14 protein-coding genes are annotated in these 14,570 nt (G+C 59.6%); 10 read left to right on the top strand and 4 right to left on the bottom strand.

What is annotated here, in order from left to right; genetic code table 11:
- Window positions 1-139 precede the first annotated feature (139 nt).
- Complete coding sequence (locus tag JNB88_RS16660) at window positions 140-865, top strand: helix-turn-helix transcriptional regulator (protein WP_220356413.1); 726 nt, start codon at window positions 140-142, stop codon at window positions 863-865.
- A 7-nt stretch (window positions 866-872) separates the two neighbouring features.
- Here the strand turns inward: JNB88_RS16660 and JNB88_RS16655 are convergent, their stop codons facing one another.
- The 3 genes from JNB88_RS16655 to JNB88_RS16645 form a co-directional block, all read right to left on the bottom strand.
- Window positions 873-2,003, bottom strand: a complete 1,131-nt coding sequence (locus JNB88_RS16655; RefSeq protein WP_037132634.1) for a DUF2333 family protein — start codon at window positions 2,001-2,003, stop codon at window positions 873-875.
- A gap of 105 nt (window positions 2,004-2,108) precedes the next feature.
- Complete coding sequence (locus tag JNB88_RS16650) at window positions 2,109-3,182, bottom strand: hypothetical protein (RefSeq protein ID WP_037132632.1); 1,074 nt, start codon at window positions 3,180-3,182, stop codon at window positions 2,109-2,111.
- 74 nt (window positions 3,183-3,256) lie between these two features.
- Window positions 3,257-3,859, bottom strand: coding sequence for a thymidine kinase (locus tag JNB88_RS16645; RefSeq protein WP_220356412.1), 603 nt, complete (start codon window positions 3,857-3,859; stop codon window positions 3,257-3,259).
- 236 nt (window positions 3,860-4,095) lie between these two features.
- On the opposite strand from JNB88_RS16645, the gene JNB88_RS16640 reads away from it, so the two are divergent.
- The 7 genes from JNB88_RS16640 (at window position 4,096) to JNB88_RS16610 (ending at window position 11,165) form a co-directional block, all read left to right on the top strand.
- The gene (locus JNB88_RS16640) at window positions 4,096-5,049 is read left to right on the top strand and encodes a choline ABC transporter substrate-binding protein (RefSeq protein WP_220356411.1); all 954 of its coding nucleotides are present in this window, start codon (window positions 4,096-4,098) and stop codon (window positions 5,047-5,049) included.
- A 76-nt stretch (window positions 5,050-5,125) separates the two neighbouring features.
- The gene (choW, locus tag JNB88_RS16635; protein WP_220356410.1) at window positions 5,126-5,971 is read left to right on the top strand and encodes a choline ABC transporter permease subunit; all 846 of its coding nucleotides are present in this window, start codon (window positions 5,126-5,128) and stop codon (window positions 5,969-5,971) included.
- Window positions 5,968-7,020, top strand: coding sequence for a choline ABC transporter ATP-binding protein (gene choV / locus JNB88_RS16630; RefSeq protein ID WP_037132623.1), 1,053 nt, complete (start codon window positions 5,968-5,970; stop codon window positions 7,018-7,020). The genes choW and choV overlap by 4 nt, the downstream gene beginning before the upstream one ends.
- Window positions 7,021-7,051: 31 nt before the next feature.
- Window positions 7,052-7,804: a HugZ family pyridoxamine 5'-phosphate oxidase gene (locus JNB88_RS16625; protein ID WP_220356409.1), complete on the top strand. Its 753-nt coding sequence runs from the start codon at window positions 7,052-7,054 to the stop codon at window positions 7,802-7,804.
- Window positions 7,805-7,901: 97 nt separating this feature from the next.
- Entirely contained in the window at window positions 7,902-8,219 is a 318-nt protein-coding gene (locus JNB88_RS16620; protein WP_037132619.1) for an ArsR/SmtB family transcription factor, read from the top strand.
- Window positions 8,220-8,478: 259 nt separating this feature from the next.
- Complete coding sequence (gene aptA / locus JNB88_RS16615) at window positions 8,479-9,807, top strand: omega-aminotransferase AptA (RefSeq protein ID WP_220356408.1); 1,329 nt, start codon at window positions 8,479-8,481, stop codon at window positions 9,805-9,807.
- A 254-nt stretch (window positions 9,808-10,061) separates the two neighbouring features.
- Window positions 10,062-11,165, top strand: a complete 1,104-nt coding sequence (locus JNB88_RS16610) for a branched-chain amino acid ABC transporter substrate-binding protein (protein ID WP_037132613.1) — start codon at window positions 10,062-10,064, stop codon at window positions 11,163-11,165.
- A gap of 96 nt (window positions 11,166-11,261) precedes the next feature.
- Here JNB88_RS16610 and JNB88_RS16605 read toward each other — a convergent pair whose 3' ends face one another.
- The gene (locus JNB88_RS16605) at window positions 11,262-11,723 is read right to left on the bottom strand and encodes an Lrp/AsnC family transcriptional regulator (RefSeq protein WP_220356407.1); all 462 of its coding nucleotides are present in this window, start codon (window positions 11,721-11,723) and stop codon (window positions 11,262-11,264) included.
- A 99-nt stretch (window positions 11,724-11,822) separates the two neighbouring features.
- Here JNB88_RS16605 and JNB88_RS16600 point away from each other — a divergent pair, with 99 nt between their 5' ends.
- Together JNB88_RS16600 and ade are read left to right on the top strand one after the other, a co-directional pair.
- A complete protein-coding gene (locus JNB88_RS16600) occupies window positions 11,823-12,782 on the top strand; it encodes a threonine ammonia-lyase (protein ID WP_220356406.1) in 960 nt (319 codons plus the stop codon).
- An 87-nt stretch (window positions 12,783-12,869) separates the two neighbouring features.
- A complete protein-coding gene (gene ade, locus JNB88_RS16595; protein WP_220356405.1) occupies window positions 12,870-14,567 on the top strand; it encodes an adenine deaminase in 1,698 nt (565 codons plus the stop codon).
- The last annotated feature ends 3 nt before the right edge of the window (window positions 14,568-14,570 follow it).

Below are 14,570 nucleotides of genomic sequence, written 5' to 3'. Positions count from 1 at the left end.
TCAACCGTAAGACGACTCGCGCTGTGGTTAAATTAATACATCGAAATTAATCACTGCGCGGCGCCCCGTTTCATACTAGCAAATATATTACTTTACATGCTTTATCACGGATAACATGAAGGTAAGCAGGGACGCATCGATGTCTTACATGACTACCTCGGAGAGGCAGTTGTCTCTGGTCACCGAGATTTCAGCTGCCAAAATCAGGGCCGAGTTCGCAGAGATTCTAGTAAAGGTAGCGCGCGCCTACGGCTTCAGGCATATCACGTTGATGCATGCGCCCACGCCAGAAAGTGTACTCCTCAAGGCCCTTTTGATCGAAACATCGCTTCCGTCTGCATACTTCAGTCAGTTCGACCGCGCCCGGATCATGCACCTCCCCATGCTGTCCGCCGGAATGGCTGCCTCGGCCTTGCCGCGGTCCTGGAGCCTTTCCGACAGCCCTGCAACCAGCAGGTTTCCCGAGGAACTTGGCAAGCTGCTTCGCGCATTCGACATCCCGACCGGGGTTGCCCTGCCTGCCTATGCAAACGACGGCGAACGGATCCTGTTCTGGCTGGGCGGAGACCGTCCGCAGCTCGGCCAGACCGAGCTTAACGAACTCACCATGGTGACCCTCCATCTGGTTGATGCCTACAACAGGATCAAGCAATCCAAGCTCACCGAACACCCTCCCCTTTCCGCACGCGAACGCGAAGTCGTGCGTTGGACGGCACAGGGAAAGACATCGATCGAGATCGGCCAGATCCTTTCCCTCTCCGATCATACCGTAAACGCCTACATGACGAGCGCCATCAAGAAGCTCGACTGTGTGAACCGGACGCAGCTCGTGGCCAAGGCGATCCGGTTGAAACTGATCACCTGAGGTTCGCTTAGCGATCGAGCACCGCGCGAATTTCGACGAGGTTCGATCGGACGCGGAGAATATAGAAGCCCATCGTCGCCAGATGGCTCGGCATGATCCAGCCGTCTTCGCGACCGTTGGAAATGATCGCCGGTCGTATCCTCAAGGCCGCCTGGAATTGCTTCATCGTTGCGCCAAAGATGGCACCCAGGTTGCGCTCGGCGACAACTTGGGAGAAGTCCGACTGCGCCGCGGCGAGGATCGCATAGTAGGCGTAGAGCTGGCCGTAAGCGAACCAGAAACGGTCGTCTGCGCGCGTATCAAACCAGCCGCGATGATGGTTCTGCGAGCGGTCGGCCAGCACGTCCGATGTGCTGCCTAGGTCGTTGGCGATACGATCGATAAACTGAATCAGATTGTCCGCGCGGCCATCGAAGATAGCGTTGCAGGCGGCCAGATCCGTATTGAACTTGCGCAAGCTTTCGATAGCCGAGCGATAGTAGCTCGGCGTCGGCGTCTTTGGACCGAAAGGATCGATCCCGAAATACCAGCTGTACTCATCGAACTGCAGGTTGCCGCGCGCCTTCTGCAGATCGTTGTTGATGCCTGACGTGCCGCGTACGCGTCCGAGCGTATCGACAAGCTCGACGGAGGTTCGGCGAACCGCTTGGTTCACGCCGCGCTGGAACGAGGCCTTGTTGTCGAGAAACGGAGTATGATCCCAATCGATGCCGAAGAGACCGGCGCGGTAGAGCAGCATGGAAGAAATCCACGCGTTCTGGTTCACGTTGAAGTCCGTCAGGTCGGCGGCAACATCGACAATGGCCGAACGCTGGCAGGTCTTTGCCGCCGGCGTTGCGGAACCGTCGGCTGCCGGCAATTCCTGCCCGGCCGGAACCTTGCGTTCCGCAAGTCGATACTCGTCAACGAATGACGGGTTGAACCCAGACCAGACCTGTGTCTGCCAGATGAAGTAGCAATAGAGGACAGCAAGCAAGCCGATGAAGCCGAGGATCGGCAGCCGGACCATCCAGGTTCGCTGAACATACCAGCCACGGGCCGCGATAAAGGGCCAAAAAGCCCAGGCAAAGAAGATCCGCGCCCACCGTGCGATGGTCCGGCCGATCAGCCTGAAAAAACCGGCGATCCGGTCGAGCATCGTCTTCTCCTTGCCTGATGGCTGAACTGATTCGTCCGCATGAGATATGCGCTCGTTCCGGGAAGGACAATATCTTGCTGATATTATTGTTTCTTCGGCGAGGAACTATGAACGCAAGAAGCGAAAGCGCAGCCGTTTTGAAATCTTCGTCGTGTCGATGATAGGGCGGCCGGCGTTTGCTTCGTCTTCCTCCCTGAAGTCCTCGAACTTGCTGGCGAAGATGGCATCGGCGGTCCGCTTACGGTGCTCCAACTCCTGTGGAACCAGCATATTGCGCTCGAAGAGTTCGATCGGTCCGGCAATTGCGGGAAACAACTCCGCAGAAATCGGAACGGTCGACCCGGGAACATCCGTGTCCACTTGAGCCTGATAAATCAGTAGTCGCTCTTCCGTGTCGACGACGATCTTGCGGGTGAGAGCGTTGCACTGACCGATTTGTGTGTTCAGGGCGTCAACGAAGACGTGGAAGAGGTTGATGAACCGCTCGCGGCGCTGGCTCTCCTCGCGCATCTCCCGTTCTTCGTCGGAAATGCGCTCCGCCTCGATCTTCAATGTCCGCCGCTCTTCCTCCATGCGCTCCCACTCGGTCTTGCTCCCGTAAAGACCGATCCTGCCCTGCGTCGTCAGCGCCCTGGCATTGAGTTCTCGAATACGAATGCGCGCAATGTCGATCTTGTCCACCAACCGCCGGCGTTGCTCGACGATATCGACCAGAGCCCGTTCTCCCAATTTGTGGGAGTCGACCGCAAGTGTCCGGCAACTCGCGATCAGAGCCGCCGTGGCGTCCGATTTCACCAGCAGGTCATGCAACCGCTCCACAACGGGTGCTGCCCGCACCCGCGCGCTATGGCGGCGCCACATCCGCTGACGCGAAAAGCGACCGATGAATTTCTCGCCTGCCGTCAGACCACGGAAGCTGTCGAGATCCGCTGAAACCTTGATCGTGAGCGCATCCAGGACGGATACGAGTTCCGCGAGGAGATTGGTTAGGCCCGCGCCGTTCGCGACAAACGCCTGGAAGCGCCCGTTCTCGACGAGGAAGCGCTCATCGTCGACGGCGGCACCCTCGCGTGCAAATTCGCCAATGAAATCGACGCATACGCCGGCCTCGAGACGCAGCTGTTCCACAAGCGCCCGCGCGGCTTCCAGCTGCGTGTCGAAGGAGAAAGGCTTGCGCACCAGGATGCCTCCATGAATCGGTTGCGACGAACCTAGCGCATAAGCCGCCAAACCGGAATCGTTTTGCCGAACGGTTAGAGAGCCTCGGCGAGCCATTCCCCGTTGATGGCATCATCCCAATGACGGCGGCAGAGCGACACGTACTTTTCGTTGCCCCCCACATCGATCTGGGCGCCTTCGCGCAGCACCTTTCCCTCACCATCGAGGCGCACCACCATCGTCGCTTTCCGTCCGCAGTGGCAGATGGTGCGCACTTCACGCATCTCGTCCGCGATCGCAAGCAACTCCTCGGACGCAGGAAACAGCTTCCCTTGGAAATCGGTCCTCAACCCATAGACCATGACCGGGATGTTCATCCGGTCGACGATCCGGGCAAGTTGCCAGACGTGCTCGCGTGTCATGAAGTGCGCTTCGTCGACGAAGACGCAAGCGATTGGCTCCCCTTCCTTGCTGAGTTCGCCAATCAGCGCCTGCAAGTCTGCGTCCGGCTCGAAGGCAATAGCGCTCGCCTGCAACCCGATCCTGGAGCCGATGATACCCTTTCCGGCACGCTCGTCGAAGGCCGCGATCAGCAGAACGACGCGCATGCCGCGCTCCTCGTAATTGTAGGAGGCCTGCAGCAGCATTGTCGACTTGCCGGCGTTCATGGTCGAGTAGTTGAAATAGAGTTTTGCCATCGTTTTCTCCGTCTTTTGCTTCTTGAAAGCTCGAAACCGCGAAGAAAAGTCCCTCATTATAATAGTCACAGGAAATTCTCGGCCTAAAACCGCCAAAACCCTTGAAAACCCGGCACTCCGAGAAAAAACGCCCTACGTCGCAATCGGGTACTCCAATGCGGCGCAAACGCACTCAGGTCGCTTGTAAAACTCGGCTATTGGTGATTGGCTTGGGAACGTAAGACTGGGAGTCTAAAATGAAAACGACAAGCGCATTCAAACTGACCACCGCCACCGCAGTTGCCGCTCTCTCTGTCGCAACAGCAGCATTCGCCGCAGACCCCGATAGCTGCTCCGCCGTCCGTCTTTCCGACGTCGGTTGGACGGACATCACCGCAACCACCGCCACCGCAGCAGTCATCCTGAAGAATCTCGGCTACGAGCCCGATATCAAGGTTCTTTCTGTTCCGGTCACCTATCAGTCGCTGAAGAATAAGGACATCGACGTATTCCTCGGCAACTGGATGCCGGCTCAGGCGAAGGACGTCCAGCCCTATCTCGATGAGAAGACCGTCGATTCCATCGGCGTCAACCTCGAGGGCGCCAAGTACACGCTCGCGACCAACGCCAAGGGCGCTGAACTCGGCATCAAGGATTTCAGCGACATCGGCAAGCACAAGGACGAGCTTGACGGCAAGATCTTCGGTATCGAGCCGGGCAACGATGGCAACCGCCTCGTCATGACCCTGATCGAGAAGAACGAGATGGGAATGGGCGGCCTTGAACTCGTCGAGTCTTCGGAACAAGGCATGCTGGCACAGGTCGCCCGCGCCGAGAAGGAAGGCAAGCCGGTGGTATTCTTGGGTTGGGCTCCCCACCCGATGAATGAAAACTTCAAGATGACCTACCTCACGGGCGGCGACAGCACCTTCGGTCCGAATTTCGGCGGCGCGACGGTCTACACCAATACCCGTGCCGGCTACGTCGCCGAATGCCCCAACGTCGGCAAGTTCATCTCGAACCTGAAGTTCAATCTGGAAATGGAAAACCAGATCATGGGCAAGATCCTCAACGATGGCGAGGATCCGCAGGTTGCAGCGACCGAGTGGCTGAAGGCAAATCCGAACGCAGTTGATCCGTGGCTCGCAGGCGTGACGACGAAGGACGGCAGCGACGCCCTAAAGGCGGTCAAGTCGGGCCTCGGCCTCTGAAACTGATGAACGGGGCGGCCCTCGCCGCCCCTTTTTGTTTCATCTCGATCTTTGCTCTTTCGGATAGGCGCGCTCCTTGAACTGGATCACCGACTATAAAATTCCTATTGGCCCTTTCGCGAAATCGACCGTCGATTGGCTGACGTCGAGCGGTGAGTGGTTTTTCAACCAGCTTGCTTTCGTTTTGTCGCACGTTATCAATGCGTTGCTTTTCATTCTGCAGGCTCCGCATCCATTGGTCGTGTTGGCTGCAATCGTTGGGATAGCCTATTGGCTGCGCCGTTCGATCGGTGTCGCGCTCTTCACGCTGCTCGGCTTGCTACTCATCATGAACCAGGGCTACTGGAAGGAAACGACGGAAACGCTGGCGCTCGTCCTCGCCTCGACATTCGTCAGCATGGCGATCGGCATTCCGCTTGGCATCGCTGGTGCAAGACGTGCCTGGGTGTTTTCCATCATGCGGCCGGTCCTCGACCTGATGCAGACGATCCCGACCTTCGTCTATCTCATTCCCGCGCTCATCCTCTTCGGCCTCGGCATGGTCCCTGGCCTGATTGCCACCGTCATCTTCGCCATCCCCGCCCCGATCCGCCTGACACGCCTCGGCATCATCTCGACGCCTCCCTCCCTCGTCGAGGCCGCGGAATCTTTCGGCGCGACGCCGACGCAGGTGTTGCGTAAGGTCGAGCTTCCCTTCGCGATGCCGCAGATCATGGCCGGCCTAACGCAAACGATCATGCTCTCACTCTCGATGGTGGTTATCGCCGCACTCGTTGGCGCCGACGGCCTTGGAAAGCCGGTTGTTCGCGCGCTGAACACCGTGAACGTCGCCATGGGCTTCCAGGCAGGTCTCTGCATCGTCATTCTCGCAATTATTCTCGACCGTATGTTCCGTGCGACAGGTGAAGGAGAAGGCGTATGACTGCGGTCCGCTTCGACAACGTCAGCATCGTCTTCGGCGACAAGCCGGAGAACGCCCTCACCTTGGCCGATCAGGGCAAGAACCGCGATGAGATCGGAGCCGCGACCGGTCTCGTTCTCGGCGTGGCAGACGCTTCGCTCTCCGTCGAGGAGGGGGAGATCCTCGTCCTCATGGGTCTTTCGGGTTCCGGAAAATCGACCTTGCTGCGTGCCGTGAACGGGCTGGCGCCCGTCGTGCGCGGCGAGGTTTCGGTCGCAACGTCGAATGGCCTCTGTAACCCCTACAAGACCAGCGCAAAGGGCTTGCGCGATCTGCGTATGCACACTGTCTCCATGGTCTTCCAGCAGTTCGCACTGCTGCCGTGGCGTACCGTGGCGGAGAATGTAGGCTTCGGCCTCGAGCTCGCAGGCATGCCGGAAAGCGAGCGCAAGAAGCGGGTGGGCGAACAGCTGGAACTCGTCAACCTGACCAAATGGGCAGACCGCAAGGTCAACGAACTCTCAGGCGGTATGCAGCAGCGTGTCGGTCTTGCCCGTGCGTTTGCAACAGGCGCCCCTATCCTGCTCATGGACGAGCCGTTCTCGGCCCTCGATCCGCTGATCCGTACCCGCCTGCAGGACGAGCTGCTTGAATTCCAGCGGCGATTGAAAAAGACGATCCTCTTCGTAAGCCATGACCTCGACGAGGCTTTCCGTATCGGCAACCGCATCGCCATCATGGAGGGCGGTCGCATCATCCAGTGCGGCACCCCGCAGGAGATCGTCAAGAACCCGGCTGACCAGTACGTTGCCGATTTCGTCCAGCACATGAACCCGATCAGCATGCTGACCGCGCAGGACGTGATGCAGCCCGGTTTGGGGCATGCCGCTGCCGGCGCAAGCGTCAGCGGCACGGCACGCGCCGAAACGCCGCTGATCGACATTCTCGACGCTCTGGCGCGGCAACCCGGCAGCATAGGCGTCGTGGAAAACGGCGCCATCGTTGGCACCATCTCGGCGCAGGATATCGTTGAAGGCCTGACGCAACACCGGCGCAAAGAACACGCTTGATCCCGCCGTCCGCTTGGGTCAAAAAGTGGACATGAAAGATCAAGCTTCCGTTCTCAGGGAAACGGACGGAGAAGCCCGCAAGCTCGCTCGCACCCTTCTCCGCTCCGCCCGCTATGCCGCTATTGCCGTTCTCGACCTAGGGACCGGGTTTCCCTTCGCGAGCCGCGTTCTGCTCGGCACCGATATCGATGGCGTCCCGGTCATCCTGGTCTCGGGCTTATCGACCCATACCCGCGCACTCGACGCCGACCGCCGCGCCTCGCTTTTGACTGGCGAGCCTGGCAAGGGCGATCCGCTTGCCTATGCGCGTCTGACGACCCAATGCCTTGCGGAACCGGTCGAGCGTGACAGCGAGGCACATGCACGCATCCGCAACCGCTTCCTCAACCGTCACGCCAAGGCAAAACTCTATATCGACTTCCCCGATTTCCGCTTCTTCCGGCTCGTGCCGCAATCGGCAAGCCTCAACGGCGGGTTTGGCCGCGCGTATCTGCTCGAGGGGAGCGACCTGACGATTCGATCCGAAGCCAATGAGGCTGTGGCAGCGAATGCCGACGCGATAGTGCAAGAATTGCTAGCCAGACACCCGGATCTCGCCACGACGGTGGCAACCGGAATGAAGGCAGGAAGTGGCGATTGGCGCATCTGCGGAGTGGATTGCGCTGGTTTCGATCTGATTTTGGGAGATTTGCTTCTGCGCCATGAGTTTGAGACCGTTGCGCAGGGGGTAGATGAGCTTTATTCACACATACCTAACATAAAATACTCAATACCTGAAATTTAGCTATATACAATCTTGAAGCGGTATTGATAGGTTCCGCCGTCCGGCATTTGAGCGGGAACGCACGTTTTTGAAATTCGTTTCACATCGGGAAGAACTTATGGACACAATCGATTTAACCGCCAATGCAAACGTTGCAGCTGCCCTGTTGTCGGCAATGGCAAATCCGAAAAGACTTCTTATTCTCTGCAATCTCGTCAAGGGCGAAATCCCGGTCGGCGCACTCGCGCAAGAGGTCGGTTTGAGCCAGTCCGCCCTCTCACAGCATCTGTCCAAACTGCGTGCCCAGAAGCTGGTGAAGACCCGCCGCGACGCGCAAACCATCTATTACTCGAGCAGCTCCGAGCCGGTCCTTCGGATCCTCGAAGCCCTCACCGACATCTACTCCGTTCAGAACCGCGCGAAGTCCGCGGCGTAAGGACGCGCTGACATAACGTCAGCCTACAAGCCGCTCTGCCGAGGGGATGCATCCGGAATAGTGCGGCACCTTTTTTTAGCACCTGAACATATTTTTAGACCGGCAGAGATGCCGGTCTATTTTTTTGCATCAGGATTGATCCCATAGCGTGAGCTGGCGCGGCTTGACGCCCTGATAAGCGCTGATAATTTGACCGGGCGGTAAAAAGCCGCATCAGCCAATACCGGGAACGGCCTCCGAAACGGCCATGGAGAACAGCATGTCCAATCGCCTTAATACCACGCCAAATGACCTGCGGGCCTTTTGGATGCCCTTCACTGCGAACCGCCAGTTCAAGAAGGAGCCGCGTCTCTTCGTCGGCGCGAAGGACATGTATTACCAGACCCATGACGGTCGCCAGGTACTCGACGGTACTGCTGGCCTCTGGTGCGTGAATGCGGGCCACTGCCGTCCGAAGATCACCGAGGCGATCCGCGAACAGGCTGGCGAACTCGACTATGCTCCGGCCTTCCAGCTTGGCCATCCCAAGGCCTTTGAGCTGGCGAACCGCCTCGTCGACATCGCGCCTGAAGGCATGGACCACGTTCTCTACACCAACTCCGGGTCTGAATCGGTCGAAACAGCTCTGAAGGTCGCCCTCGCCTATCATCGCGTGAAGGGCAACGGTTCGCGCTTCCGCCTCATCGGCCGTGAGCGCGGCTATCACGGCGTCAACTTCGGCGGCATCTCCGTCGGCGGCATCGTCTCCAACCGCAAGATGTTCGGCACGCTGCTGACAGGTGTCGACCACATGCCGCACACCCACCAGCCGGGCAAGAACGCCTTTACCCGCGGCCAGCCCGAGCATGGCGGCGATCTGGCGACCGAGCTTGAACGCATTGTCACCCTGCACGACGCTTCGACGATCGCCGCTGTTATCGTCGAACCGATTGCCGGCTCGACCGGCGTGCTGATACCGCCGAAGGGTTACCTGCAGAAACTCCGCGAAATCTGCACCAAGCACGGTATCCTGTTGATCTTCGACGAAGTCATCACCGGCTTCGGCCGTCTCGGCGCTCCGTTCGCCGCGCAGTATTACGACGTCAAGCCAGACATGATCACCACTGCAAAGGGCCTGACCAACGGCGTCATTCCGATGGGCGCGGTCTTCGTGACGTCGGAGATCCATGACGCGTTCATGAGCGGCCCTGAACACATGATCGAGTTCTTCCACGGCTATACCTATTCCGGCAACCCGATCGCCTGTGCCGCGGCACTCGGCACACTCGACACCTACAAGGAAGAAGGTCTTCTGACCCGCGCCGCCGAACTCTCCGACTACTGGGCCGATGCACTGCACTCCCTGAAGGATTGCCCGAATGTCATCGACATCAGGAACACCGGCCTGATCGGCGCCATCGAACTCGATCCGATTGCCGGCGAGCCGACCAAGCGCGCCTTCACCGCCTTCCTGAAGGCCTACGAGAAGGGCCTGCTTATCCGAACAACCGGCGACATCATCGCACTCTCTCCGCCGCTGATCATCGAAAAGCACCACATCGACGAACTCTTCGGAAAACTGCGCGAGATTCTGCAAAAGAACATCTGATCAGTGCTTTTTAGGGCCCGTTTTTGCCAGATCAGGCAAAAACGGGCCCTATTTCTTTATCTTCTTGCGAAATCCGCGTTAAATTCCTAAGAAACTTGCTGTGCACTCGCCGAAGCCAAACATGGCAGGCGGATGCTTCGGCCGTGCGGCTGCTCATCGTCTCTTGGCGCATCCCGCAAGGGCTGTTGTACGATCTGGGCACACTGCTGCGGTACTTAATCGCGGGTTTGAAAACCCACCCAAGGAGAAAGAAAATGAGTCTGAAGACTTTGTCGGCGGCCCTTGTCGCCTCGCTTGCCTTTGCGCCGCTCGCCCATGCAGACATCACCATCGGTCTCATTGCGCCGCTGACCGGTCCGGTTGCCGCCTATGGCGACCAGGTGAAGAATGGCGCGCAGGCTGCTGTTGACGAGATCAACGCGAAGGGCGGTATCCTCGGCGAAAAAGTCATCCTCAAATATGCCGACGATGCCGGCGAACCCAAACAGGGCGTTTCGGCCGCAAACCAGATCGTCGGCGACGGCATCCGCTTCGTCGTTGGACCTGTCACGTCGGGCGTCGCGATCCCTGCATCTGACGTTCTCGCTGAAAACGGCGTCCTCATGGTCACGCCGACGGCAACCGCCCCCGATCTCACCAAGCGTGGCCTCGCCAACGTCCTGCGCACTTGCGGCCGCGACGACCAGCAGGCCGAAGTCGCCGCCAACTACGTTCTGAAGAACTTCAAGGACAAGCGCGTCGCAATCATCAACGACAAGGGCGCCTATGGTAAGGGCCTGGCCGACTCCTTCAAGGCAACGCTGAACGCCGGCGGCATCAAGGAAGTGCTCGACGACTCGCTGACCCCTGGCGACAAGGACTTCAGCGCGCTGACCACCCGCCTCAAGGCCGAGAATGTCGACGTCGTCTATTTTGGCGGCTACCACCCGGAAGGTGGCCTGCTGGCCCGTCAGCTGCATGATCTCTCCGTCAAGGCCGTCATCATCGGCGGCGACGGCCTGTCGAACAGCGAGTTCTGGAACATCGGCACCGACGCAGCCGGCGGCACCGTCTTCACCAATGCCGTGGATGCGACGAAGAACCCGGATTCCAAGGCAGCGGCCGACGCACTGAAGGCCAAGGGCATCCCGGCCGAAGCCTTTACGCTCAACGCCTATGCTGCAGTCGAAGTGCTGAAGGCAGGCATCGAGAAGGCTGGCAGCGCCGAGGATTCCGAGGCCGTCGCCAAGGCCCTGAAGGGCGGCGAACCGATCTCGACCGCTATCGGCAAGCTCACCTACGGCGAAACCGGCGACCTGACCTCCCAGAGCTTCGCGCTCTACAAGTGGGAAGGCGGCAAGATCGTTCCGGCCGAGTAAGCCCAGCACTGCCAAATGACAGGGAAACGGGCGCTGTACGGCGCCCGTTTCTATTTCGCGGTACTGTTTCCATGAGCGGTCTGTGGGCTGTGTCGGTCAGTCCACGGGAACCGCAAGTCCTCGCTTCAGCGTCTTCAGCACGACACTGGTGGTGAACTTGCGGATATTCCGATTGAGCTCCATCATCCGATCGGCCAGCGCATCGAAATGCTCGACCGACTGCGCCGTGATCACCAGCGTATAATCCCCCCGTCCGGATGTGCCCCACGCCTCCTGTACCTCTGGCGTTTCCGTCACCCAGCGCATGAAGGGCGGTAGAAGCTCCGGCCGGTCGCGTTCCAACTCGACCTCCACCAGCATAGAGACGGGACGGCCGACCTTCCTGGGATCGACGATCGAAACATCCCGCAGGATGACCCTCTCCTCGCGAAGCTTCTGCAGCCGCCGCTGTGCGGAAGATGGAGAAAGACCGACACGTTCGGCAAGCACGCCTAGTGTAATAGTCGCGTCCTGCTGCATGAGCTTAAGGATTTCACGATCCGTTCTAGTCAGCGTCATGAGCAATTTTCCGGATATTGAACTAAATATTGAGAAATATCCCCAGAGTATCCGATAAACTCAGGAATAATGCCATACCTTCTTTGTCATGCTAGGACAATGACCCAACCACAGAACGCTCCCACCGCCGACGGCATTCGCGCCGCCTTCCGCAACATTGATCCCGCCTTTACCGGCAGTCCGCTGATCGAGCAGCCGACCGCCAATGCTGAACTCGGCCTTCGGCTTTTCGCCAAGGTGGAAACGCTGAACCCGATCCGTTCGTTTAAGGGCCGCGGGACTGACTGGTGGATGCAGAACGAACCGGTAAGCGATCGCCCGGTCGTCTCCGCCTCTGCCGGCAATTTCGGTCAGGGTCTGGCCTATGCCGGTCGAGCACGGGGCCGCGGAGTGGTAATCTTTTCCGCTGTTAGCGCCAATCCTGGCAAGGTGGAGGCGATGCGCCGCCTTGGCGCGGAGGTGCGGCTTGAGGGCGAGGATTTCGATGCCGCAAAAGCCGCCGCTCGCGCCCACGCGCAAACCCACGGCTGCCCCTTCGTCGAAGACGGAGCCCTGCGCGCGATTGCCGAAGGTGCCGGAACGATTGCGCTGGAAATCACCGAACGCCTGTCGCTCGACAACACCCCGCTTGATGCCATCATCGTGCCGCTTGGCAACGGCGCCCTGCTGACTGGCGTCGGCACGTGGATTCGGGCAGCAGCGCCATCCTGCAGGGTGATCGGCGTTGTCGCTGCCAATGCGCCGGCGATGAAACACTCCTGGGAGAACGGCCGGCCGGTCTCGACCGAAACGGCGAAAACTGCGGCGGACGGCATCGCGGTACGCGAATGCGTCCCCTACGCGTTGGAATGTATGGCAACCACCGTCGATGAGGTCTGGGAGACAAGCGAAAACGCGATCCGCAGGGCACGGGACTTCTGCCGGGTTCACTACGGCCTTGTGGTCGAGGAAGCGGGCGCTGCCGGCATCGCCGCCCTGCTCGAGCGCGGGGAGGCTTTGATAGGCAAGACGGTCGCCACCATTCTCTGTGGGGCAAACGTCCGGACCGACCTCGGCTAGCATCACGGTCGGCATTGTCGATGCCCCTCCCCGTTTTGCCTGCAACGGGCTAAGTAGAGAGAATCGACTAATGCTGGGAGCCCCGCCATGACCGAAAGACTAGAACGCCTCATCGACCAGGGAACGGGCCGCTTGCCGGCCGATATCGTACTGAAAGGCGGACGCTTCTTCGACCTCGTGACCGGCGAACTGGTGGCATCGGATATTGCGATCGCCCAGGATCGCATCGTTGGTACATGCGGTAGCTACGCTGGCGAAACCGAAATCGACATCTCGGGAAAGATCGTCGTCCCCGGTTTCATCGACACGCATCTTCACATCGAATCATCGCTGGTAACACCGCACGAGTTCGACCGCTGCGTCCTGCCCTATGGCGTCACGACCGTCATCTGCGATCCGCATGAGATCGCCAATGTGCTGGGCACCGAAGGCATTCAGTACTTCCTGGATTCGTCTCTCGAAACGATCATGGACATCCGCGTCCAGCTCTCCTCCTGCGTGCCTGCGACGCACCTGGAAACGTCGGGTGCCGATCTGCCGATCGAGCGGCTTCTTCCGTTCCGTCATCATCCGAAGGTCATCGGCCTTGCCGAGTTCATGAACTTCCCGGGCGTGATCCACAAGGATCCGATCTGCATGGCGAAGCTCGACGCCTTCCAGGGCCAGCACATCGACGGCCATGCCCCCCTGCTCTCGGGCAACGACCTGAACGGCTATCTCGCCGCCGGCATCCGCACCGAGCACGAATGCACGAGTGCCGCCGAGGCGCTGGAAAAGATCCGCAAGGGCATGCACATTCTCGTGCGCGAGGGCTCCGTGTCGAAGGATCTCGCAGCCCTCATGCCCATCATCACCGAACGCCTGTCACCCTACATCGCCCTTTGCACCGATGATCGCAACCCGCTCGACATCGCTGAGCAAGGGCATCTCGACTACATGATCCGTACCGCGATCAAGAGCGGCGTGGAGCCGCTTGCGATCTACCGTGCGGCTTCGATCTCCGCTGCCCGCGCCTTTGGCCTGAGAGACCGCGGCCTCGTCGCCCCCGGCTGGCGCGCAGACCTCGTCGTTGTCGACAGCCTCGAAAACTGCCGCGCCGATCTCGTCTTTGCTGCCGGTCGCCAGGTGACTGCAGAGCTTTTCACCACGCGTAAGCCCGTGGAGCCAGTCGGTCTTGACAGCGTCAAGGCTCGGCCCGTCAACGCCGCCCATTTCGGTGTTCCCGTTGCCGATGGAGAAACACCCGTGATCGGCGTCACCCCCGGCAAGATCATCACCGAGCATCGCCGCTACCGCTTACCCGTCAAGGGGAACCAGACCGATGTCGATCTCGGCAACGACATCATCAAGGTCGCCGTCATCGAGCGACACGGCAAGAACGGCAACCATGCCAATGGCTTCGTCCAGGGTTTCGGCCTGAAGAAGGGCGCGATCGCCTCAACCGTCGGCCATGACAGCCACAACATCTGCGTCGTCGGCGTCAGCGAGGACGACATGGCGCTCGCCGCCAATCGCCTCAGTGAGATCAAGGGCGGCTTTGTCGTCGTAGAGGATGGCAAGGTCACGGGCGAGATCGCCCTCCCCGTTGCCGGTCTGATGAGCCTCGAGCCCTACGAGACGGTGCGCGACACGCTGCATCACTTGAGAAAGGCCGCCTATGCCCTTGGAACGACTCTCGAAGAGCCGTTCCTCCAGGTCGCTTTCCTGCCGCTCCCGGTCATCCCGCACCTGAAGATCTCGGATCGAGGAATGGTCGATGTCGACAAGTTCGCCTTGATCGGATGACGC

Origin of the sequence: Rhizobium cauense (assembly GCF_019511525.1) — a bacterium.
Taxonomy (GTDB): Bacteria; Pseudomonadota; Alphaproteobacteria; order Rhizobiales; family Rhizobiaceae; genus Rhizobium; species Rhizobium cauense.
This window is presented reverse-complemented; position numbering and strand designations above follow the sequence as displayed.

What these genes read in the sequence shown, in the direction of transcription:
- JNB88_RS16660 (WP_220356413.1), top strand. Translation starts at nt 140, where the DNA reads ATGTCTTACATGACTACCTCGGAGAGGCAGTTGTCTCTGGTCACCGAG.
- JNB88_RS16655 (WP_037132634.1), bottom strand. Translation starts at nt 2,003, where the DNA reads ATGCTCGACCGGATCGCCGGTTTTTTCAGGCTGATCGGCCGGACCATC.
- JNB88_RS16645 (WP_220356412.1), bottom strand. Translation starts at nt 3,859, where the DNA reads ATGGCAAAACTCTATTTCAACTACTCGACCATGAACGCCGGCAAGTCG.
- JNB88_RS16640 (WP_220356411.1), top strand. Translation starts at nt 4,096, where the DNA reads ATGAAAACGACAAGCGCATTCAAACTGACCACCGCCACCGCAGTTGCC.
- choV (WP_037132623.1), top strand. Translation starts at nt 5,968, where the DNA reads ATGACTGCGGTCCGCTTCGACAACGTCAGCATCGTCTTCGGCGACAAG.
- JNB88_RS16625 (WP_220356409.1), top strand. Translation starts at nt 7,052, where the DNA reads ATGAAAGATCAAGCTTCCGTTCTCAGGGAAACGGACGGAGAAGCCCGC.
- JNB88_RS16620 (WP_037132619.1), top strand. Translation starts at nt 7,902, where the DNA reads ATGGACACAATCGATTTAACCGCCAATGCAAACGTTGCAGCTGCCCTG.
- aptA (WP_220356408.1), top strand. Translation starts at nt 8,479, where the DNA reads ATGTCCAATCGCCTTAATACCACGCCAAATGACCTGCGGGCCTTTTGG.
- JNB88_RS16610 (WP_037132613.1), top strand. Translation starts at nt 10,062, where the DNA reads ATGAGTCTGAAGACTTTGTCGGCGGCCCTTGTCGCCTCGCTTGCCTTT.
- JNB88_RS16605 (WP_220356407.1), bottom strand. Translation starts at nt 11,723, where the DNA reads ATGACGCTGACTAGAACGGATCGTGAAATCCTTAAGCTCATGCAGCAG.
- JNB88_RS16600 (WP_220356406.1), top strand. Translation starts at nt 11,823, where the DNA reads ATGACCCAACCACAGAACGCTCCCACCGCCGACGGCATTCGCGCCGCC.
- ade (WP_220356405.1), top strand. Translation starts at nt 12,870, where the DNA reads ATGACCGAAAGACTAGAACGCCTCATCGACCAGGGAACGGGCCGCTTG.